The sequence below is a fragment of the Sphingomonas sp. Tas61C01 genome (genome assembly GCF_052567495.1).
This window is the reverse complement of record NZ_CP199583.1, coordinates 2,196,141-2,215,026: the sequence shown is the minus strand read 5'-3', so window position 1 is coordinate 2,215,026 and position 18,886 is coordinate 2,196,141. Positions and strand designations below refer to the sequence as shown.

Below are 18,886 nucleotides of genomic sequence, written 5' to 3'. Positions count from 1 at the left end.
GGTCGGGCGAAAACCCTCACCCCAGCATCTGATCCACCCAGGCCGGCACCAGCGTCCCCGCCGCACCGGTCCGCGTCTCGGCGAAGAAGAAGCTCGCAGCCGACGGTTCCAAATTCATCTCCAGCGTCGCCGCGCCGTGATGCCGCGCGGTGCGGACGAAGCCGGCGGCGGGATAGACCGCGCCCGAGGTGCCGATCGATACGAACAGGTCCGCCCGCGCGATCGCCTCGTCGATCCGCTCCATCGCGTACGGCATCTCGCCGAAGAACACGATGTCGGGCCTGAGCATGGGCTGCCCGCAGGCGTGGCAGGGCGTGCCGGGCGGCAGCGGCGCGGTCCAGCGCTCCCGCACGCCGCAAGCAGCACAGAGCGCGGAGCGAAGCTCGCCATGCATGTGCAACATCCGCCGGGCGCCCGCGCGTTCGTGGAGGTCGTCGACATTTTGCGTGACGATCAGCAACTCGCCCGGCCACGCCGCATCGAGCCGCGCCAGCGCAAGGTGGGCGGGGTTCGGCTCGACCTCGTCCAGCGCCGCCCGACGCGCATCGTAGAAGTGGTGGACCAGCGCAGGATCGCGCGCGAGCGCCTCCGGATTGCAGACATCCTCGACCCGGTGGCCGTTCCATAGCCCGTCCGGACCGCGGAAGGTGGCGATGCCGCTCTCGGCGGAGATGCCGGCGCCGGTGAGGATGACGATGTTGGCGATGTCCATCCTCGCCTCATAGCGGCGGCGGCGATGCGGTGAAACGTTCCTGCCGGGGACCATGCCACGACGCGTCGGCCCTGTCCGTCGATCGCGCAGCGTGCCACAAGGGGGACGTGACCGATGGTTTTCCGCTTTCCGCCCGCCGCTTCTCCGCGCCGCGATCCGCCGCATGACCGCGATCGGCATCTATGGCAGCGCCGGGCGCATGGGGCGCGCGATCGCCGACCTGATCGAGATCGAGGGCGGGCGCTATGCGGGCGGCGCCGACGCGACCGACGATGCCGATGCGCTCGCGGTCGCGGCCGACGTGCTGGTCGACTTCTCCACCGCCTCCGCGGTCGACGCGCACCTGGCGTCGGCGCTGGCGGCGCGGACCCCGATCGTGATCGGCACCACCGGCCTGTCGCCGGCGCAGCACCTCGCGATCGATCACGCGGCGACCGAGATCGCGGTGCTGCAGACCGGCAACACGTCGCTCGGCGTCACCCTGCTCGGCATCCTGGTGCGCGAGGCGGCGGCGCGGCTCGGCCCCGACTGGGATGTCGAGATCATGGAGATGCACCACCGCCACAAGGTCGACGCGCCGTCGGGTACCGCGCTGCTGCTCGGCGAGGCGGCGGCGGCGGGCCGCGGCACGTCGCTGGGCGAGGTCCGGGTCGACAGCCGCGCCGGGCTGGTCGGCGCGCGGGCGGAGGGCACGATCGGCTTCGCCAGCCTGCGCGGCGGTTCGGTGATCGGCGACCACAGCGTGATCTTCGCCAGTGAGGGCGAGCGGATCGAGCTAAACCATCTCGGCCAGGATCGATCGATCTTCGCCAAGGGCGCGGTGAAGGCGGCGATGTGGCTCGCGGGGCAGCCGGCAGGGCGCTACCGGATGGGTGACGTGCTCGGGCTGTGAAGAAGGTGGACGTCATCGCGTTCTACGCGCGGCTGGCGGAGGCCAATCCGCACCCCGAGACCGAGCTCGAATCGGGCAATGTCTATCAGCTGCTCGTGGCGGTCGTGCTGTCGGCGCAGGCGACCGATGCCGGGGTCAACAAGGCGACGCGCACGCTGTTCGACACGGTGAAGACCCCGGCCGAGATGATCGCGCTCGGCATCGAAGGGCTGAAGCAGCACATCCGCACCATTGGCCTGTTCAACACCAAGGCCAAGAACGTCGTTGCGCTCTCGCAGCAGCTGGTCGAGCGGCACGGCGGGGCGGTGCCCGCGGATCGCGATGCGCTGGAGGCGCTGCCGGGCGTCGGGCGCAAGACCGCCAACGTGGTGATGAACGTCGCCTTTGCGGCGGAAACCTTCGCGGTGGATACCCACATCTTCCGGGTCGGCAACCGCACCGGACTGGCGCGGGGCAAGACGCCGCTTGCGGTCGAACTCGCGCTGGATCGCGCGACGCCGCAGCCGTTCCGCCTGCACGCGCACCACTGGCTAATCCTCCACGGCCGCTATGTCTGCAAGGCGCGAAAGCCCGAATGCTGGCGCTGCATCGTCCGCGATCTCTGTGCGTACAAGCCCAAGACGCCCGCCCCCGCCGGCGCCGACGTCGTGCCGCAAACCTGAGCGATGCGGCACTGCGCGGCGGCGCACCGCGCAAAACGCTGGCGCCCGCGCCGATGCTTTGCTACGCGCTCGCCCCCAGGCACCCGTAGCTCAGCTGGATAGAGCGCTGCCCTCCGAAGGCAGAGGTCACAGGTTCGAATCCTGTCGGGTGCACCACCATTTCAGCGACGATCAACCGCTAGCGGCGATATCGCATGCGGGCGCGGATCGTGCCGCCGCTTGCGGGCAGCGCGAAGCGGGCGCTGGCGAAGGAGGGGAGGCCGATCGAGGTCGGGGCATCGTTCGAAAAGCCGAAGCCTTCCTTGGGTGCGAACAGCGTCCGGTTGAAATTATGGTCGCCGTTCTCGTCATGATATTGGGCGAGCGCATAATGCCCGGGCGGCAGCCAGAAGCAGGCGCGGGTTTCCGGTCGTGCTGCGGGTGTGCGGACGCGCAGCAGCTTGCCGCCCTTTGCCAGGAAACGGGATTTGTCGTCGGGGTAGATGGTGAAGGCGACCTCGCCGTCCTTGCTGCGCATTTCGGTCGCGATCACGACGAGCTGGACCGCGCCGCCGCCGGGGCGGCCCGCACAGCCCTGCGCGTGCGCGGTGGTCGCCAGCGAGCCGAGTGCGGCGATGGCGAGGAACGGTATCGATAGCTTCATGTGCGCGGGCTTTGCGCCTCGGGAGGTGAGCAGCGCGTGAACGATGCGCTTGGTCATGCCGCGTCCGCCGGCGCCTCGCGGGTAACCCGTGCCGCGGCGATCCCCAGCAGCAGCGCGACGGCGGTCGATCCCGCCAGCACCGCGATCGCCATGCCCGTCGCACCGTGTTCGGGAACGATCACGAAGGCGGCGCCGAGCAGGACGGCGACGCCGCAGGTCCTGATCGCGAAGACGAGCGATGCGCGGTTGAGCGCGGTCAGCATGGTTTCGGCGCTGATCATCACCAGTTCCAGGCAGCCCGCGGCGGTGAGATAGAGCAGCATCGGATAGGCGTCGCGATAGCTTTTGCCCCCGATCAGCGACAACACCGTCTTACCGCCCAGCGTGACCACCGCCATGATCGTAAGCGCCGCCAATCCGCTCACCAGATAGGTTCGTGGAAGTAATCGACCCAAATGTTGAGGGGAGGCTTGCTTGGCCATGCGGACGACTTCGGGAAAGGCGGCGCGGGCGACCAACTGGGTTACCTTGGCGAGAGCCTGGGCGAGTTGGGCGGAGAGGCGGAACGCGCCGGCGGCGGAGGTGCCGACCATCGCGCCGACCAGCAGCAAGGGGATCTGCTTGCCCGACATGCCGAGCGTCGCGTTGGCGTTGGTGCTGAGTGCGAAGGAAACGATGCCGGGGTTCTCGTCGACCGTGCGGCGGGGCTCGGCGGGGACCGAGCGTAGCAGCGGCAGATCGTCGCCGCGCGCGACCAGGATCCAATAGGCGGCGGCGGTTGCCAGCTCGGCCGCGCCCCAGGCGATCAGGAAGCCGCGGATCGAGGGATCGAACGCCAATGCGTAGAGCGAGCCGAGGAACCGTGCGACCGGCGTCATGCTGTCCGCCAGCGCGGCGTGGGCGAAGCGATCGCGCAGGCGCAGGATGCCGAGCGGGGTCGAGCGGATCGACAGCAGCGTGACGACCGCGAAGATCAGCGTGTTCTGCCGCAGCGCATCGGGGATGCCGAGCGCACCGCTGGCGAAGGTTAGGATCGCCGCGGCGAGCGCGATGCCCGCGGTCGCGCTGATGATGTCGAGGATCAGCGCACAGCGCAGCAGGCGCGCGAGCTTGCCGTTCTGCCCCTGCTGGAGCGGATCGACGCCGTATTGGACGATGATCTGCCAGGTCTGGAAGCCGACCAGGGTGGTGATCGCCTGCGCCGCGCCGGTGATCAGCGCGAACCGACCGAAATCGACCACGCCCAGCGACCGGGTCGCGAAGCCGAGATAGAAGAGCGACAGCACCCCGAGCACTCCGCGGCTGGCGAGCAGCCAGCCGAGATTGCGCAGGATCGCGCGCAGCGCGGGCGACCGGATCGGTCGCGGGGCTCCGGCAGTCGGGTTCATGGCCGGCGCGCGATCACGCCAGCCAGCTCGTCAGCGGTCCGCGCCGCCGCGCCAGCATCGCCTGGCCGAGCCGTACCAGATGGACGACGAGCGAGAGGATCGTCCAGATCGCGACCGCGACGATCCCCCAATCCGGGCGGCCGATCAGCAGCCCGGCAAACAGGATGACCATGTTCGGGTTGCGCCGCGCGGTGACCAGGCGGAAGTCGCTGTCGAACCGCTGCCAGACATGGATGTGCATGCCGAAACGGACGATGAACGCACCCTCGATCAGGCGTTGCGCGACGTAACCGACCAGCATCGCCGCCATCACCGCCCAGAAGAGGTCGTCGGCGAGCGGGCTGCCATAGACCGCGCACCCCGCCGCCCAGGCCCACCACCAGATCGGCGGATGGACCAGATCGATGCCGTGATCCCAGGCGTTGCCAAGTGCGGAGGAGGTGATCGTGCAGCGCGCGAGCTTCCCGTCGACGGTGTCGAGCACCATGAAGAACAGCCCGGTGGCCAGCCCCGTCCAGAACCAGCCGTGCCAGAAGGCGATCGTGGCGACGATGCAGAGGATCGTCCCGAGTGCGGTGATCTGGTTGGGCGAGATGCCCCAGCGTGCTGCCAGCCGGGTCAGCGCGAGCGCCCAGCGCGGCCAGAGATATTTGGTCAGCAGATCTGTGACGCCCTTATAGGCGCCGCGATAGCTCTCCTCCTCGATGTGGCGGACGGTCGCGGGCTCGAGCCGGTCGGCGAACGGCTTTTCGCGCTTGCGAAGCTGTTCGTTGAAGATGCCGCCTTCGGCCTCCGCGGCGATCATGACGAGCCCGGTCGCGTCGCCGATCGGCGTCCCGGCGCGCATTGCGGCCATGATCCGCTCGCGCGCCGCCTCGCCCGCGACATAGCCGAGAACGGGCACGCCCGCGCGCGTCAGCACCGTGCCCGGGCGCTTCGCCAGATAGGCGAGCCAGGCGGGGTCGAACGCGTAATCGAGATTGGCGACGATCGTCGCATCAACCGCTGCGTCGAACTGCTGCGCGGCGACGATCCGGCGCACGCGTTCGGCGTTGGACATGCCCCAGATCGGGGTCGGGTTGTTGCCGACGCAAAGGGTCGGCGCGCCCCGATCGGGATGGTTCGCGTGCTGCATCGATATCGCGATAGGAGATTGGACGGGTTTTGCGAACATCAAGCGTCAAGCCGGCAGCGCGGCAAGCACCGCCTGGGCGGCGTTGCGCGCGCCGGCACCGCTGGTGTCGCCGAGCGCATCGGCGGCGAACGCGGCCTGCGCCGCGGCGAACCCCGCCTGCCGGCCGGGCGCTGCGGCCAGCGTCGGGAGGAGCGCGGCGAGATCGGACACCACCTCTCCGCAGTGCCACATCGCGTAGGAGGGATCGTCCCGCCATGCGGCGCCGCCGGAATCGAGGAACACGCAGGGTCGGGGGTTCATGAAATATTCCACCGCCTGGCTCGACGTGTCGCCGAGATAGACGTCCGCGGCCGCGGTGTAGCTGCCGTCGACCATCGCGAAGCTGTCGAGGTCGCAGTGCACGCCGGGTAGCCCGGCGATGCCGTCGGCGAAGGCGCGGACCTCCGGCGCGCGTTCGGCGAGCCGCTGGTGCGGGGCGAAGATGAGGTTGTAGCGATCGTCGGCGACGATCTGCCGCACGACCTCCGGGCCCCAGGCCCACCATGACGACCGGTGGCGCTGCCAATGCGGGGTGTAGAGGATGATCTGCCGGTCGCGATCGAACCAGCGCGTCGCGGGCGTGCGGCGGTCTAAGGCGGCCTTCACATAGCCGGTGGTGACGATCCGCGCGGGATCGTCGCCGAGCGCGATCAGCGCGCGGCGATCGCGATCGGCGGCGACCAAGGTCCGCCAGCCCGCGCGCCGTCGCCAGTGGCCACGCGCCATCATCGATCCGGCGCCGTGGAAGGTGTCGATGAACCGCGCACGCATCGGCAGCAGCGCCGGCAACCACAGGCTGGTCTGTTCCGCGCACACGATCACGTCGGTGCCGCGCAGGTGCCGGGCGAGGCGGAGCAGCGTCGGCAGCTTGGGCGGCAGCGGCGGGTTGCGGCCATCACCGTCGTCGGCGACCGTGCGGAAGCCCGGCACGCGACGGATGACCGGCCTGGGGGCAGCCAGCGTCGCGATCCAGCCGCCCAGCAGCTTTTCGTGCACCGAGGTGCCGACCCACAGGTCGATCGCAACGTCGGACCGGGCGGCGAGCGCCGCGACGATCGGGTAGAGGTGCGGGATCAGCAGGGTCTCGCCCAGGAACAGGAAGGCGACGCGGCCGCTCATCGATGCAGCGCGTCCTCGTGCCGGCCATGTTCCCAGCGCGCTATATCGGCGGGCGCGTCGACCTCCTGCCAATCGGCGGCGGGGTCGACGACCAGCGCGTTGACCCCGTGGGCGGCGAGCCGGGCGACGACCGCGTGATGATACGCGTCGGTGCCACCAGGCGCGGCGATGGTGTCGCGCAGCGCGCGCGCATAGGCATCACCGCCGGTCGACAGGACGATGCCGAGTGACCGGTGGTCGGCGACCGCGGGATCGAGCCCCTTGCCCACCGCCGCTACACGGCGACCCGCGATCGCGACGCGCATGTCGTCCTGATGGATATCGGTGGTCGCCTCCACCACCAGGGTTAGGCCCGGCGGCGCGGCGCGGACCGCGTCGACGATCACCGATGCCGCGAACACGGTGTCGCCGTTCATCAGCATGAAGGCGTCGCGGAGGTGATCGTGCGCCGCCCAGACGCTGCCGATGCTGCTCGAGATCGACCAGAAGGGATTGAAGACGAGGGTCGTCGCGATCTTGCCCGCGCGACGTGCGAGATGATCCCCGACCTGATCGATCCGGTAGCCACCGACGACGACCGCGTCGGTGATCCCGGCGGCTTCGGCGGCATCGAGCTGGTGATCGATGATCGCGCGACCGCCGACCCGGACCAGACATTTCGGCATGTCCAGCGTCAACGGCAACAGCCGCGATCCCTGCCCGGCCGCGATGATGATCGCCTTCATAGGTGTACGGTTCGCATGGCTAAGCGCCTGTAGGCAAATCGACGCGGCAAAACTATGGCGGCGGGATGCCTTCGGACGTCGAGGGCCGGAAAACGGATCGCCATGTTCCTGCTCGACAAGATGCTCCGCAAGATCGTGCGCAGCGGCGACCTCACCGTGATCACCGCGGACGGACGCGAGCGGCGCTATGGCAGCCCCGACCCCGCGCGCGAACCGGTGACGATCCGCTTCCTCGATGCCCGCGCCCCGGATTTCATCGCGCGGCACCCGCGGCTCGGCATGGGCGAGGCGTTCATGGACGGCCGGGTGGTGGTCGATCGCGGCGACGTCGTCGCTCTGCTGGACCTGATCCGATCGAACGTGCCGTGGGAGCGCGGCGGCGGGATCGACGGCAAGCGCAAGATCGGCAAACGGCTGCTGGGCACGGTCGGGCGGTTCAATTCGCTGCGCGCGTCGCGGCGCAACGTCGCGCATCATTACGATCTGTCGGATCGGCTGTACGATCTCTTCCTCGACGCCGACCGCCAATATAGCTGCGCCTATTTCACCGATCCTGCGGTGTCGCTGGAGCGCGCGCAGGCGGACAAGAAGGCGCATATCGCGGCCAAGCTGGCGCTCGCGCCGGGCCAGCGGGTGCTCGACATCGGCTGCGGATGGGGCGGGATGGCGCTGTATCTGAACCGCGTCGCCGATGTCGACGTGCTCGGCGTGACGCTGAGCGAAGAGCAGCTCGGCGTTGCCCGGCGGCGGGCGGCCGACGCGGGGGTCGCGGATCGCGTCAAGTTCGAGCTGATCGACTATCGCGAGCTCGACGGCCGGTTCGACCGGATCGTCTCGGTCGGGATGTTCGAACATGTCGGCGCGCCGCATTACCGCCGGTTCTTCACCAAGTGCCGCAGCCTGCTTGCCGATGACGGAATGATGCTGCTGCACACGATCGGGCGGGTCGGCGGGCCGGGGGCGACCGACGCGTTCACCGCCAAGTACATCTTTCCTGGGGGCTACAATCCCGCGTTGTCGGAGATCCTCGGTGCAAGCGAGGCGGCGGGGATGGTCACCACCGATGTCGAGACGCTGCGGCTCCATTACGCGCTGACGCTGGAACATTGGTACGAGCGCACGGTCGCCGCAAAGGCCGAGATCGAGGCGATCTACGACGTGCGCTTCTACCGGCTGTGGACCTTCTATCTGGCAGGCGCGATCTCGGCGTTCCGGCACGGCGGGCTGGTCAATTATCAGCTCGCCTATGCGAAGAGCCGCGACGTTCCCGCGATCGCGCGGACGGAGATCGTCCAGGCAGAGCGGCACTTGCGCGACGCATGACGGTGCGCCGCATCGTCCTCTACCTGGTCGCGGCGTTCGCGATCCGCGGAGCGCTGTTCGGCGACCCGGTGATCCACGTCGACGAGCAATTCTACCTGCTGGTCGGCGATCGCATGCTCCACGGGGCACTGCCTTTCGTCGACATCTGGGATCGAAAGCCGATCGGGCTGTTCCTGGTCTATGCCGCGATCCGGCTACTCGGCGGCGATGGCGTGGTCGCGTATCAGATAGTGGCAACCCTGTGCGTCGCCGCGACCGCAACGATCGCCGCGTCACTCGCCGATCGGTCGCTCGGCCGCGGCGGGACGGTGGCGGGGCTGCTCTACCTGATTTGGCCGATGATATGCGACGGCGCGGGCGGGCAGGCGCCGATCTTCTACGATCTGCCGATGGCGGGGGCGGCGGCAATCCTGGTCGGCGCGCTGATGAGCGCACCGGGCGCGCGGATCGGCAGGCGCGGGGCGGGGGCGATGGCGCTGGTCGGGATCGCGATCCAGCTGAAATACACCGCGGCGCTGGAAGGCGCGCTGTTCGGCGTGGCGCTGCTGGTAGCGCTGTGGCGCGGAAGTGCCGGCTGGGGCCGGATCGTGGCGCAGGGGACGATCTGGGCAGCGATCGCGCTCGCGCCGACCGCCGCCGCCTATGGCTATTATCGCGCGATCGGGCAGGGCGACACGTTCGTGTTCGCGAACTTCGTGTCGATCTTCGCGCGCGGGGAGGACGGCAGCGGGGGTTCGCGCCTCGTTCAGCTGCTCGGCGGCGTGGCGGTGCTGGTGCCGCTGGCGGTGCCCGCAGTGCTGGCGCTGCGGCGGCCGACGGGGCCCGGCGCATGGTTCATGATCGCGTGGCTGGCGGTCGCGACGGTGGCGATCCTCGCGGTCGGCACCTTCCGGCTGCAATTCTTCCTGCCGCTGCTGCTGCCGCTGGCAATCGCAGCGGGGGCGGGGCTGGGGACGGGGATTGCGGCGGCCCTCGTGCTGGTGCTTGGCATGGCGGCGGGGGCGTTCGTCGCGCACGATCATGTCGAGCGGCGCGGTACCGCGCGACAGGTGGCGGCGCTGGTGTCGCAGATCGGGCTGCGACCGGCGGGGTGCCTGTTCGTGTTCGGCAGCGAACCGATCCTCTATCACCTGACCCGGTCCTGCCTGCCGTCGCGCTTCGTGTTCCGCAGCCACCTGGCGCAGCGACGCGAGGCGGGGGCGATCGGGGTCGACCAGCTCGGCGAGATGCGCCGAATACTCGCTGCGCGACCGGGGGTGATCGTGGTGCGGACCAGCAAGGGCAACGCCGATCCGCGAGTGGAGGCGTTGCTCCGTGCAGTATTGGGGAGGGACTATCGGCTGGCGGCGGCGGTCAGGGTCGGCACGCTGCCGCACCTCGTCTATCGGCTGCGCGCCACGCCCCAGTCGCGGATTGGCCAGCCCTTCGCGGCGGCGAGCCGGCGTAGCGGCGGGCTCGGGTTGACCGCGACCGGCTCGTCGGCCCAGCCGAGCGTCGCCGCGTCGGACACGTCGTCGGAATAGAAGCGGACGGTAGCGGCGTCGCGATCGGCGGCCGACAGCCACGCCAGCACTGCCGCGTGCTTGGCGCCGGCGTACCGGTTCGGGCCATCGAGCGTGTGGAGCAGGTGTCCGGCCGCGTCGTAGCGGGCGCGGGTGGCGATCAGGTCGTCGATGCCGAGGCGCTCGGCGATCGGCGCGGCGACAAAGGCGTGCGAGGCGGTGGCGATAACGATCCGGTAGCCGTCGCGGCGATCGGCGGCGATCTGGGCCAGCGCGCCGGGGCGGATGTGGCGCGCGATCATGAGATCGGCGAAGGCCGCCGCGGTCGCCTCGATCCGCGCGGCGGGCAGGCGCGGTCCGAGCATCGTGCGGTGCATCAGCTCCTTCAGCCGGTCGCGATCGATCAGGCCGATCGTCTTGGCGAGCGCCTGGAGCGGCAGCAGCGGCACCAGCGCCAGCCGCCATGGCGCCAACCGGCGCGCCGCGAAGAGCAGGAAGAAGGTCCATGTCGGGACGCTGGTGATGGTGCGATCGAGATCGTAGATCGCGATCGCTCGCGGCGGGCTCACGCGATCAGGCGGCGGACGAGATCGAGGTCCGCCGGCTTGTCGACGTCGATCGCGGCCAGCCCGCTCGCGCATTCGACCAGCGCGGCGCGGGCGCCGACCCGCGCGCCGATCCGCGCCAGCCCCTCGGCAAGCGGCAGGCGACCGCGGGCGTAGCGGACCAGCAGCGGAACGCCGAGGCGGAGCACGATCCGCCACGGCCGCTTGCGATCGCGCTCGACCCGCTCCCACAGGTCGAGCGCCGCGACCGCCTTCGGGGTCGCGAGCAGGAAGAGGTTGCAGCCCGACCAGTCACCGTCGGCGAAGCGCAGATAGGTGCGCCTGGTCGGCGGGGCATCGCGCTCGATCGAGGTGCGCCGGGCGAGCAGCGCGGCGACATCGGTGCCCGGGGGGACGTCGCGCAGGAACGCGTCGACCCATTCGGCGCGCAGCAGCGGGTGGTCGCCGGTGGTTACCAGCAACGGTGCGCCGGCCTCGACGAAGGCGATTCGCGCACTCGCGCTGGGGCCGGGGCCGGCCGCGATCGGTTCCGCGCCGAGATCGCTGGCGTGCGCGCGCACCGGCTCGCTCGCGGTGCTGACCAGGATCCGGGTCATCCCCGCCGCACGCAACGCGGCGACGACGCGCGCGAGCATGGTCCGGCCACCGATCTCGATCAGCGCCTTGTCGGTCACCCCCGCATAGGCGGCGACCGGATCGACGCCGCCGCGATTGCCCGCGAGCACCAGCGCGGTGCTCACGCCGTGCGGTCCGTCATGACGGCGTGGTGCGCAGGACCCGCCACAGCACCGCGGGCGCGGCGAGCACCGGATGGCGTTCGCGCCACGGGGTGAGCTGGACGCGGACGCCGGTGTGGCGCTCGATCTTGTAGAGGCCGTAGCGCGCTGCGCCGTCGAAGGTGAAGGCGGCCTTGATCAGCCGCGCGATGTTGAGGAACTTGCCCATCGCCGAGCACAGCATCCACTGTTCCGCCACCGTCCGGCAGAGATCGAAGCCGATCCGCGGCACCAGCGTGTCGCCCTGGCGCGCATACGCGATCCCGCCCGCATCCCATGCCAGCGGCAGGACGCGATCGAAATGGGCGGGGGCGTGGCCGACGATCTGCGCCTCCCTTCCGGGCGCCTCGACCCGGAATTCGGTCCGGTAGGTCTCGCGGAGCAGCGCCAGCCAATAGTCGCGGGTCGATCCACACTGCGGGCCGAGTACCGCGGCGAAGCGCGACGCGGTCACGATCGCCGCCGCGACCGCGCGGACCGCGCGCAGCCGCGACGCAGGGCGATCCGCCCAGACGAGCGCCGCGGGTTGCGCGAAGCGGGTCCACACCGTGGTGTCGACCGATCCGCCGCCGGTCGCGCGCTCGAAGGTGTCGAACGGCATCGTGGCGACCTTGGCGCGGAGGATCCTCCGGCCGACCGCGATCTCGTGATAGCTGATGTCGGGCCACAGCCAGCGCAGGCCGAGCCGGCGCAGCGGCGTGCCGCGGCGACCATCGGTCAGGACGTAGAAGTCGAGGATGTCGCCGAGCGCGCCGGTCCGCAGCACCGACCCGTAGAACAGCACCGCGGTGCCGCCGAGCCGTTCGGCGAGCATGCGCGCCAGGGTGACGACCTCGTCGGGTGTTTCGGTGGCGAGCGCGTCGGCTACATAGGCCTGTAGCCCCCCGGTCATGGCACGAAGAAGTCGAGCGGGGCGCCCTTGGCGATGGTCAGGGCGCCGCCCTCATATGCCTCGCCGTCGAGGATGAAGCCGCCGTCCAGCGTCACGTCGAGCCGATCGACATCGCCGCGGTGATAGCCAGCACGCCGCAACCAGTCCTTCTCCGACCCCGCGAGCAGCGCGGGCAGCGTCAGCAGCACCCGGCGCGGCGGCGCGTCCACCCCGAGCAGCTTCAGCCCCGCGCGCACCCGCCCGAACGGCTTCAGGCCAAGCGGCAAGCGTTCCAGCGTCGACGCGATCATCAAATAGAGCCGATGTTCGACGATGCGGCCATCCTGAAGCTCGATCCGCATCCGCTCGCCCTGGCGCCAGGGATTGCCGCTGCCCGCGAACACCGTCTGCGCGATCGCCCCGCCGATCGACATCGCGACCGCCAGCCCGCGAAAAGCGCCGAGCCGGTGCACGCCTTGCGCCAACGCGGTCGCCTTGACGAACGCGCCGGCCCCGAACAGGAAGCCGCGCACCACCGGCGTGGAGCCGTCGGCGCGGGTGATCTCGATCGGCGCGCGTCGATCGACCCGCCCGTTCGCTATCGTCGCCAGGGCGTCGTCGAGCGTCCAATCGCGCGGAATGCCGAGATCGAAGGCGAGTGCGTTGGTCTTGCCCGACGGCACCACCGCCAGCCGCGGCAAGCCAGCGGGGAAATGCTCCGCCGCGACGGTGATCACGTCGCGGATCGTGCCGTCGCCGCCGTCGACGACAATCGCATCGACCTTGCTGGCGGCGAAGCGCGCGAGCGCCGCGGACAGTTCGGCCGCGGTCTGCGGCGACGCCCAGTCGAGCGACTGGTCCGCGGTCGGCAGCGCGCCCGCCTGCTGCAGGTTGCGATGCGCGCGACGATTGAACACGATCCCAATCCGCGCCGTCGGCCGCCGGACGCCGTCGGGCTCGCCGATGCGCGGCTCCTCGCGCCCGGCACGCGCGGCATAGGCTGGCGCCAACCCGCTGCGCGACAGGGGTAAGGCAACCAGGTGCGCGCCCGTATCGAAAAAGACCTTGTCAGATTTCATCTGTGTGCACACTAGACTGATCATCACGTCGTCATCAATTCGTAATGTTGGGAAGCGGCGGCTTTGGTCGGGACGGAACACCTCATCGCCGCACCACCTGTGCTGCCGAAGGTGCTGGCCTTCGACGTGTTCGGCACGGTCGTGGATTGGCGCTCGGGCATCGCGGCCCAGTCGGCGCGGTTCCTCGTCGCGATCGGCCGCCCCGAGATCGATGCAGCCGCTTTCGCGGATGCCTGGCGATCGCGCTATATCGAGGTCATGGCGTCGTTCAGGGCAAGCGGGCGCGTGTTCGAGCCGCTCGACGTGCTCCATCGCGAGATGCTCGAACAGGCGCTGAGTGCGCATGGCGTCGACGTCGCCGGTCTCGATCCTGCCCTGCTCGACGACTGGAACCGGGCCTGGCACCGGCTCGATCCCTGGCTAGATGCGGTCGCGGGATTGACGCGGCTTCGGCGCGATTTCCCGATCGTCACGCTCACCAACGGCAACATCGCGCTGATGCTGGCGATGGCGCGGCGGGCGGGGCTGCCATGGGATGCGCTGCTCGGGGCGGAAGTGACCCGCGCCTACAAGCCAGATCCCGACGCCTATCTGCGCGTCGCCCGGATCCTCGACGTCCAGCCGGGCGAGTTGTGCCTCGTTGCCTCGCACCACAGCGATCTCGCCGCGGCCAGGCGGTGCGGGCTCCGCACGGCTTATGTCGATCGCCCGATGGAGTATGGCGGTCGGGTGGCGCCCGATGCCGGAGCGGCAGAGTGTTGGGACTGGGCCGCGGATGCGCTGACCGACCTTGCCGACCAGCTCGGATGCGCGTCGGGCTGATCGTTCGACCCTCGTCGACGGCATTGGAACAACCGCCCGCGCCGGGAGATATCGTCGCTGTCCCCCAGGAGCCTTGATTATGCCGATCGATCCCAGCCGCCCCGATCCGAACCGCTATGACGGACGCATGCCGTACCGCCGCTGCGGGCGGAGCGGGCTCGTTCTGCCTGCGATCAGCCTCGGCCTTTGGCAGAATTTCGGCGGCACCGACGTTTTCGAGACCGGGCGCGCGATCATGATGCGGGCGTTCGATCGCGGGGTCACGCATTTCGACCTCGCGAACAATTACGGTCCGCCGTACGGATCGGCGGAGGAGAATGCCGGGCGGGTGTTCGCGACCGACCTGCGCGCGCACCGCGACGAGCTGGTGATCTCCAGCAAGGCGGGGTGGGACATGTGGCCGGGCCCCTATGGCGGACCGTCGGGCAGCCGCAAACATGTGCTGGCGAGCTGCGACCAGAGCCTGAAGCGGCTGGGCCTCGACTATGTCGACATCTTCTATTCGCACCGGGTCGACGAAAATACGCCGCTCGAGGAGACGATGGGCGCGCTTGCCCAGCTGCATCGCCAGGGGAAGGCACTGTATGTCGGCATCTCGTCGCACTCGCCCGCGCTCACCCGCCGGGCGGCGGCGATCTTGGCAGCCGAGGGCGTGCCACTGCTGATCCACCAGCCGAGCTATTCGATGCTCAACCGCTGGATCGAGCGCGAACTGCTCGACACGCTCGGCGACCTCGGGGTCGGCTGCATCGCATTCTCGCCGCTCGCCCAGGGGATGCTCACCGACAAGTATCGCGACGGCGTACCGGACGACGCGCGTGCGGCGAAAGGCGGGTCGCTCGACCAGCGGCTGCTGAGCGACGACAACCTCCAGCGGATCCGCGCACTCGGCGATATCGCCCAGTCGCGGGGGCAATCGCTGGCGCAGATGGCGATCGCGTGGGTATTGCGCGATCCGCGGGTCACCTCGGCGCTGATCGGCGCGCGTACGGTGGCGCAGCTCGACGACAGTCTCGATGCGGTGAAGCGGCTCGACTTTGGCGAGGCGGAATGCCGCGCGATCGACGAGCATGCCGCGGACGGCGGCATCGACCTGTGGGAAGTCTCCTCGCGGATCGAAGATCTGCCCGCGGCGGGTGGCGTGCCGAGAGCCGCCGCCAGCTAGGCGCGGTCAGCCGGCGCGGAGCATCGCGATGAACGCGCCGGTCGCGCTCTGCAGCGTTGCCACCTCGCCGACGAGCTGACGGGCGGTGCCCTGGACATTGGCGGTCAGCGTACCGGCTTCGTCGACCGCGTCGGACACGTCGGCGACGCGCTGCGCCATGTCGTCGGCACCGCGTGCCGCGGACAGCGCGCTGCGTTCGATCGCATCGCTAGCGCGGCGCTGATCGTCGACCTTGTGGCCGATCGCGTCGGCGGCCCGGGCGAGCTCGACGATCGCGCTGGCGACCTGTTCGAAATTGCTTTCGGCATCGCCGGCGCGGGCATTGATGCCGGTGACGAGCTGCGTGATCTCGCCGGTCGCGCGGCCGGTATGGTCGGCGAGTCCCTTCACTTCCGACGCGACCACCGCGAAGCCGCGGCCATGCTCGCCTGCGCGCGCCGCCTCGATCGTGGCGTTTAGCGCGAGGAGATTGGTCTGCGCGGAGATCCCCGCGATCGTGGTCGCGAGCGAGCCGATACCATTGGTGCTGGTCGCCAGCGTCCGGATCGCATCGCCGCCGAGCAGCGAGCGGGCACGGGCGTGGCGGGCGAGTTCGGCCTGTTCGGTGGCGTTGGTCGCGATCCCGGTGATCGATCGGGATAGCGCGCCGACTTCGGTCGCGACGTCGCTCGCGGCGGCGGAGGCTGCCCGTGCCGCATCCGCGACCTCGCCCGCGCGGCGACCGGCACCGCGCGCGACGGTGTCGAGCGCGAGGGTCGAGCGTTCGAGCAGCTTGGCGGACTCGCCGACCGCATCGGCGACGCCGACGACCGATTCCTCGAACTCGCTGGCGACGCGCAGCATGTCGGCACGCCGGCGTTCCGCTGCGGCGCGGAGTTCATCCTGGCGCAGGCGTCGCTCGATCGCGGCCTGCTCCTCCGCCAGCTTGGCGGCGGCAAGGGAAGCTTCGGCGCGGGTCTGCGCGGCGGCGGATTGGGCGGCCAGATCGCGGCTGTGTGCGAGCGCGGCAGCCTGCGCGGTGATCAGGATCGCGAGTTGGCGGGCGATGTAGCAGAGGATGCCGCATTGCAGGACGACCGCAAGCGCGTGGACGCCGACCCGCGCGAGCCCACCGCCGCCCGCGAACACCCAATCGGGCGCGACGATCGACAGCAGCACGTGATGCGCGGCGATTACCACCGAGGCGAGCACCAGCGGGCGCCAGTCGCAGAGGATCGTCAGCGTCGCCAGGCCGACGAAGAAATACATGTGCATGTCGAGCTGCCAGGCGGCGCCTTGCAGGACGAACAGCAGCAGCGCGGGTTGCGCCGCGATCATGAGCGCCGCAGCGAGCCGCGCGGGCAGATCGGTGCGCCGGACCGCCGCGCAGTGTAGCGGTGTCAGGATCAGCATCAGCCCGATGCCGGTGGCGTTCCAGCCGCCGCTCGCGCCCGACCAGGCGAAGCCGGCGAGCACGACGGTGCAGATCGCGCCAAGCGCGGCGATCAGCTGGATGCCGCGCAGGCGGAGATCGTCGAGGTCGCTCATCCGCGCGCCGGCAGCTTGCCGCACAGCGAGGGCGGGCTGGCGAGAGTGACGATTCCGTGGCGGAGCAATGTGCGGGCGCGCCGCGACCCATAGACCAGCAGCGAGCCGGGCAGCGGCCCGCGCGCGAGCAGCCGCACGTCGCCGACCAGCGCCAGCAGCGGCAGCGCGTTGGCGGCCTGCGGGCCGAGCGGGACCAGCATCATCGCCCCATTCGCGGGCGGCGCGATGATTAGCAACCCCGCCCCCGCGACCAGCAGCAGCTGCACCAGCAGGATCACGCCCCCGAAGCGGAAACGCATCGCCATCCGCAAGCCAGTCGGGCAGATCATGGGCGTCGAGCCATCGTTAGCGACAGGTGCCATGCAGCGTGCCTACGAAGAGATGGTAAATAGATCGTAAGCTTACCGGATTGAATGTGTTTCCCCGCCCGGATCGGCGAGGTTTTGGCGGCGGCTCAGCCGGCCATGTGCGCGTCGAGGAAGCGTTGGTGCTGGGGCATAGCGGCCAGCGTGCGATCGTGGTTGCGCTTGATGTCGGCGAGCGCCTGGCCGAGCCGTTCGCGGCCGAGGATGCGGGCGAGATGGTGGTGGCCCTGCGGCTGGAGGCGCTGGCCGAGCATCACCTGTACCCAGGAATCCACGCGGAACAGGTCTTCGCCCGCCTGATAGGCATGGGCGGCCTCGCGGAAGAGGGCGATGCGTTCGGCGAGTGTATCGGGAATCGTCATCTCGCGGCAGCGTTGCCAGAACGGCTCGGGACGCTGGTTCAGATGGTAATGCAGGATGATGAAGTCGCGGACGCCCTCCAGGTCCTGACGCGCCTGATCGTTGAAGCGCGATGCGGTGGCGGGGTTGATGCCCGCGAACGGAAAGACCTGCATCAGCCGGGTCAGCGCGATCATCACCAGGTGGATGCTGGTCGATTCGAGCGGTTCGACGAAGCCGCTGGCGAGGCTCAGCGCGATGCAGTTGCGGTCCCAGACCTTGCGACGGCGACCGGTGCGGTAGCGGATCAGCCGCGGTTCGGTGACCGGCTTGCCGTCGACCGCCTGCAGCAGACGGTCGCGGGCAGCGTCGTCGGAGAGGAAGTCGCTGCAATAAACCAGCCCGTTGCCGACCCGGTGCTGGAGCGGGATCTGCCAGCGCCAGCCCGCGTCGTGTGCGATCGCGCGAGTATAGGGCACCGCCGGCCGGGTGCTCTCGGTCTGCATTGCCAGCGCGCTGTTGGTCGGCAGCCAGTGCGACCAGTCGTCATAGCCTGCGGCGAGCGTCTCCTCGATCAGCAGGCCACGGAAGCCGGTGCAGTCGATGAACAGGTCGCCTTCGACCCGCTCGCCCGATTGCAAAACCAGCGCCGCGATGTCGCCGCTCTGCGGGTCTCGCTCGACCTGCGCGATCTTGCCCTCGATCCGGTGCAGGCCGTCGGCTTCGCTGCGCGCGCGGAGGAACTTGGCATAGAGGCCGGCGTCGAGATGATAGGCGTAGTTGACCGGTGCGTTCTCACCGGTGGCGAACTTCTCCGCGTCGGCGGCGCGTAGTTCGAGGCAATAATCGCCGATGTCGCCATCGATGCCGTCGGCGCGGGCCTGCAGCCAGAAATGGTGGAACGCGCCCATCCAGGTCGACTTGCCGATCTCGCCGAACGAATGGATGTAGCGGTCGCCGTCGCGCGCCCAATTCTCGAAGCTGATGCCGAGTTTGAAGCTCGCCTTGGTGGCGCGCATGAACTCGCGTTCGTCGAGGCCGAGGATCGCGTGGAAGCTGCGCATCGTCGGGATCGTCGCCTCGCCGACGCCGACGGTGCCGATCTCCTCGGATTCGACCAGCACGATGTCGAGCAGTTGGCCGAGCTGGCGCGACAGCGCGGCGGCGGCGAGCCACCCTGCGGTGCCGCCGCCGGCGATCACGACGCGCTTGACGAGCTGTTCGGTCATCGTCGTT

18 protein-coding genes and 1 tRNA gene are annotated in these 18,886 nt (G+C 69.8%); 6 read left to right on the top strand and 13 right to left on the bottom strand.

The genetic code is table 11. The features are described from left to right. Window positions 1–16 precede the first annotated feature (16 nt). A complete protein-coding gene (locus ACT009_RS10280; protein ID WP_445190995.1) occupies window positions 17–712 on the bottom strand; it encodes an NAD-dependent deacylase in 696 nt (231 codons plus the stop codon). Window positions 713–875: 163 nt separating this feature from the next. On the opposite strand from ACT009_RS10280, the gene dapB reads away from it, so the two are divergent. From dapB to ACT009_RS10265, 3 genes are all read left to right on the top strand, one after another. Next, entirely contained in the window at window positions 876–1,604 is a 729-nt protein-coding gene (gene dapB, locus ACT009_RS10275) for a 4-hydroxy-tetrahydrodipicolinate reductase (protein WP_445190994.1), read from the top strand. Then, window positions 1,601–2,266, top strand: a complete 666-nt coding sequence (gene nth, locus ACT009_RS10270) for an endonuclease III (RefSeq protein ID WP_445190993.1) — start codon at window positions 1,601–1,603, stop codon at window positions 2,264–2,266. The genes dapB and nth overlap by 4 nt, the downstream gene beginning before the upstream one ends. 79 nt (window positions 2,267–2,345) lie before the next feature. Beyond that, window positions 2,346–2,422 (top strand) — tRNA-Arg (locus ACT009_RS10265). Window positions 2,423–2,444: 22 nt separating this feature from the next. Here ACT009_RS10265 and ACT009_RS10260 read toward each other — a convergent pair. From ACT009_RS10260 to ACT009_RS10240, 5 genes are read right to left on the bottom strand one after another with little or no spacing between them, the layout of a single operon-like run. Beyond that, on the bottom strand, window positions 2,445–2,966 hold the full coding sequence (locus ACT009_RS10260; protein ID WP_445190992.1) for a DUF2141 domain-containing protein: 522 nt from the start codon (window positions 2,964–2,966) through the stop codon (window positions 2,445–2,447). After that, window positions 2,963–4,297 carry a lipopolysaccharide biosynthesis protein gene (locus tag ACT009_RS10255; protein ID WP_445190991.1) on the bottom strand — a complete coding sequence of 445 codons (1,335 nt, stop codon included), beginning with the start codon at window positions 4,295–4,297 and terminating at the stop codon, window positions 2,963–2,965. Before ACT009_RS10255 ends, ACT009_RS10260 begins: the two co-directional genes overlap by 4 nt. Window positions 4,298–4,310: 13 nt before the next feature. Next, entirely contained in the window at window positions 4,311–5,432 is a 1,122-nt protein-coding gene (locus ACT009_RS10250) for a CDP-alcohol phosphatidyltransferase family protein (RefSeq protein WP_445190990.1), read from the bottom strand. 45 nt (window positions 5,433–5,477) lie between these two features. Next, window positions 5,478–6,590: a hypothetical protein gene (locus ACT009_RS10245; protein WP_445190989.1), complete on the bottom strand. Its 1,113-nt coding sequence runs from the start codon at window positions 6,588–6,590 to the stop codon at window positions 5,478–5,480. Beyond that, window positions 6,587–7,315: a phosphocholine cytidylyltransferase family protein gene (locus ACT009_RS10240; protein WP_445190988.1), complete on the bottom strand. Its 729-nt coding sequence runs from the start codon at window positions 7,313–7,315 to the stop codon at window positions 6,587–6,589. Before ACT009_RS10240 ends, ACT009_RS10245 begins: the two co-directional genes overlap by 4 nt. Before the next feature lie 102 nt (window positions 7,316–7,417). Here ACT009_RS10240 and ACT009_RS10235 point away from each other — a divergent pair, with 102 nt between their 5' ends. Then, window positions 7,418–8,638 carry a class I SAM-dependent methyltransferase gene (locus ACT009_RS10235; RefSeq protein ID WP_445190987.1) on the top strand — a complete coding sequence of 407 codons (1,221 nt, stop codon included), beginning with the start codon at window positions 7,418–7,420 and terminating at the stop codon, window positions 8,636–8,638. 1,381 nt (window positions 8,639–10,019) lie between these two features. On the opposite strand, the gene ACT009_RS10230 is transcribed toward ACT009_RS10235, so the two are convergent. From ACT009_RS10230 to ACT009_RS10215, 4 genes are read right to left on the bottom strand one after another with little or no spacing between them, the layout of a single operon-like run. Then, complete coding sequence (locus ACT009_RS10230; protein WP_445190986.1) at window positions 10,020–10,709, bottom strand: HAD family hydrolase; 690 nt, start codon at window positions 10,707–10,709, stop codon at window positions 10,020–10,022. Beyond that, on the bottom strand, window positions 10,706–11,446 hold the full coding sequence (locus ACT009_RS10225) for an NTP transferase domain-containing protein (RefSeq protein ID WP_445190985.1): 741 nt from the start codon (window positions 11,444–11,446) through the stop codon (window positions 10,706–10,708). Before ACT009_RS10225 ends, ACT009_RS10230 begins: the two co-directional genes overlap by 4 nt. Before the next feature lie 13 nt (window positions 11,447–11,459). Further along, window positions 11,460–12,374 (bottom strand): hypothetical protein, encoded by a 915-nt coding sequence (locus tag ACT009_RS10220; protein WP_445190984.1) that lies wholly within the window; start codon window positions 12,372–12,374, stop codon window positions 11,460–11,462. Next, window positions 12,371–13,432 (bottom strand): diacylglycerol/lipid kinase family protein, encoded by a 1,062-nt coding sequence (locus ACT009_RS10215; RefSeq protein WP_445190983.1) that lies wholly within the window; start codon window positions 13,430–13,432, stop codon window positions 12,371–12,373. The genes ACT009_RS10220 and ACT009_RS10215 overlap by 4 nt, the downstream gene beginning before the upstream one ends. A gap of 99 nt (window positions 13,433–13,531) precedes the next feature. On the opposite strand from ACT009_RS10215, the gene ACT009_RS10210 reads away from it, so the two are divergent. After that, window positions 13,532–14,254 (top strand): haloacid dehalogenase type II, encoded by a 723-nt coding sequence (locus tag ACT009_RS10210; protein ID WP_445190982.1) that lies wholly within the window; start codon window positions 13,532–13,534, stop codon window positions 14,252–14,254. 79 nt (window positions 14,255–14,333) lie between these two features. Beyond that, window positions 14,334–15,419 (top strand): L-glyceraldehyde 3-phosphate reductase, encoded by a 1,086-nt coding sequence (mgrA, locus tag ACT009_RS10205; protein ID WP_445190981.1) that lies wholly within the window; start codon window positions 14,334–14,336, stop codon window positions 15,417–15,419. Between the two features lie 6 nt (window positions 15,420–15,425). Here the strand turns inward: mgrA and ACT009_RS10200 are convergent, their stop codons facing one another. The 3 genes from ACT009_RS10200 to ACT009_RS10190 form a co-directional block, all read right to left on the bottom strand. Then, a complete protein-coding gene (locus ACT009_RS10200; protein ID WP_445190980.1) occupies window positions 15,426–16,946 on the bottom strand; it encodes a methyl-accepting chemotaxis protein in 1,521 nt (506 codons plus the stop codon). Beyond that, entirely contained in the window at window positions 16,943–17,251 is a 309-nt protein-coding gene (locus ACT009_RS10195; RefSeq protein ID WP_445190979.1) for a hypothetical protein, read from the bottom strand. The genes ACT009_RS10200 and ACT009_RS10195 overlap by 4 nt, the downstream gene beginning before the upstream one ends. Before the next feature lie 149 nt (window positions 17,252–17,400). Next, window positions 17,401–18,879 (bottom strand): tryptophan halogenase family protein, encoded by a 1,479-nt coding sequence (locus ACT009_RS10190; RefSeq protein ID WP_445190978.1) that lies wholly within the window; start codon window positions 18,877–18,879, stop codon window positions 17,401–17,403. Window positions 18,880–18,886 lie beyond the last annotated feature (7 nt).

What these genes read in the sequence shown, in the direction of transcription:
- dapB (WP_445190994.1), top strand. Translation starts at nt 876, where the DNA reads ATGACCGCGATCGGCATCTATGGCAGCGCCGGGCGCATGGGGCGCGCG.
- ACT009_RS10235 (WP_445190987.1), top strand. Translation starts at nt 7,418, where the DNA reads ATGTTCCTGCTCGACAAGATGCTCCGCAAGATCGTGCGCAGCGGCGAC.
- ACT009_RS10195 (WP_445190979.1), bottom strand. Translation starts at nt 17,251, where the DNA reads ATGGCGATGCGTTTCCGCTTCGGGGGCGTGATCCTGCTGGTGCAGCTG.
- ACT009_RS10250 (WP_445190990.1), bottom strand. Translation starts at nt 5,432, where the DNA reads ATGCAGCACGCGAACCATCCCGATCGGGGCGCGCCGACCCTTTGCGTC.
- ACT009_RS10220 (WP_445190984.1), bottom strand. Translation starts at nt 12,374, where the DNA reads ATGACCGGGGGGCTACAGGCCTATGTAGCCGACGCGCTCGCCACCGAA.
- ACT009_RS10260 (WP_445190992.1), bottom strand. Translation starts at nt 2,966, where the DNA reads ATGACCAAGCGCATCGTTCACGCGCTGCTCACCTCCCGAGGCGCAAAG.
- ACT009_RS10200 (WP_445190980.1), bottom strand. Translation starts at nt 16,946, where the DNA reads ATGAGCGACCTCGACGATCTCCGCCTGCGCGGCATCCAGCTGATCGCC.
- ACT009_RS10255 (WP_445190991.1), bottom strand. Translation starts at nt 4,297, where the DNA reads ATGAACCCGACTGCCGGAGCCCCGCGACCGATCCGGTCGCCCGCGCTG.
- ACT009_RS10280 (WP_445190995.1), bottom strand. Translation starts at nt 712, where the DNA reads ATGGACATCGCCAACATCGTCATCCTCACCGGCGCCGGCATCTCCGCC.
- ACT009_RS10215 (WP_445190983.1), bottom strand. Translation starts at nt 13,432, where the DNA reads ATGAAATCTGACAAGGTCTTTTTCGATACGGGCGCGCACCTGGTTGCC.
- ACT009_RS10240 (WP_445190988.1), bottom strand. Translation starts at nt 7,315, where the DNA reads ATGAAGGCGATCATCATCGCGGCCGGGCAGGGATCGCGGCTGTTGCCG.
- mgrA (WP_445190981.1), top strand. Translation starts at nt 14,334, where the DNA reads ATGCCGATCGATCCCAGCCGCCCCGATCCGAACCGCTATGACGGACGC.
- ACT009_RS10245 (WP_445190989.1), bottom strand. Translation starts at nt 6,590, where the DNA reads ATGAGCGGCCGCGTCGCCTTCCTGTTCCTGGGCGAGACCCTGCTGATC.
- ACT009_RS10190 (WP_445190978.1), bottom strand. Translation starts at nt 18,879, where the DNA reads ATGACCGAACAGCTCGTCAAGCGCGTCGTGATCGCCGGCGGCGGCACC.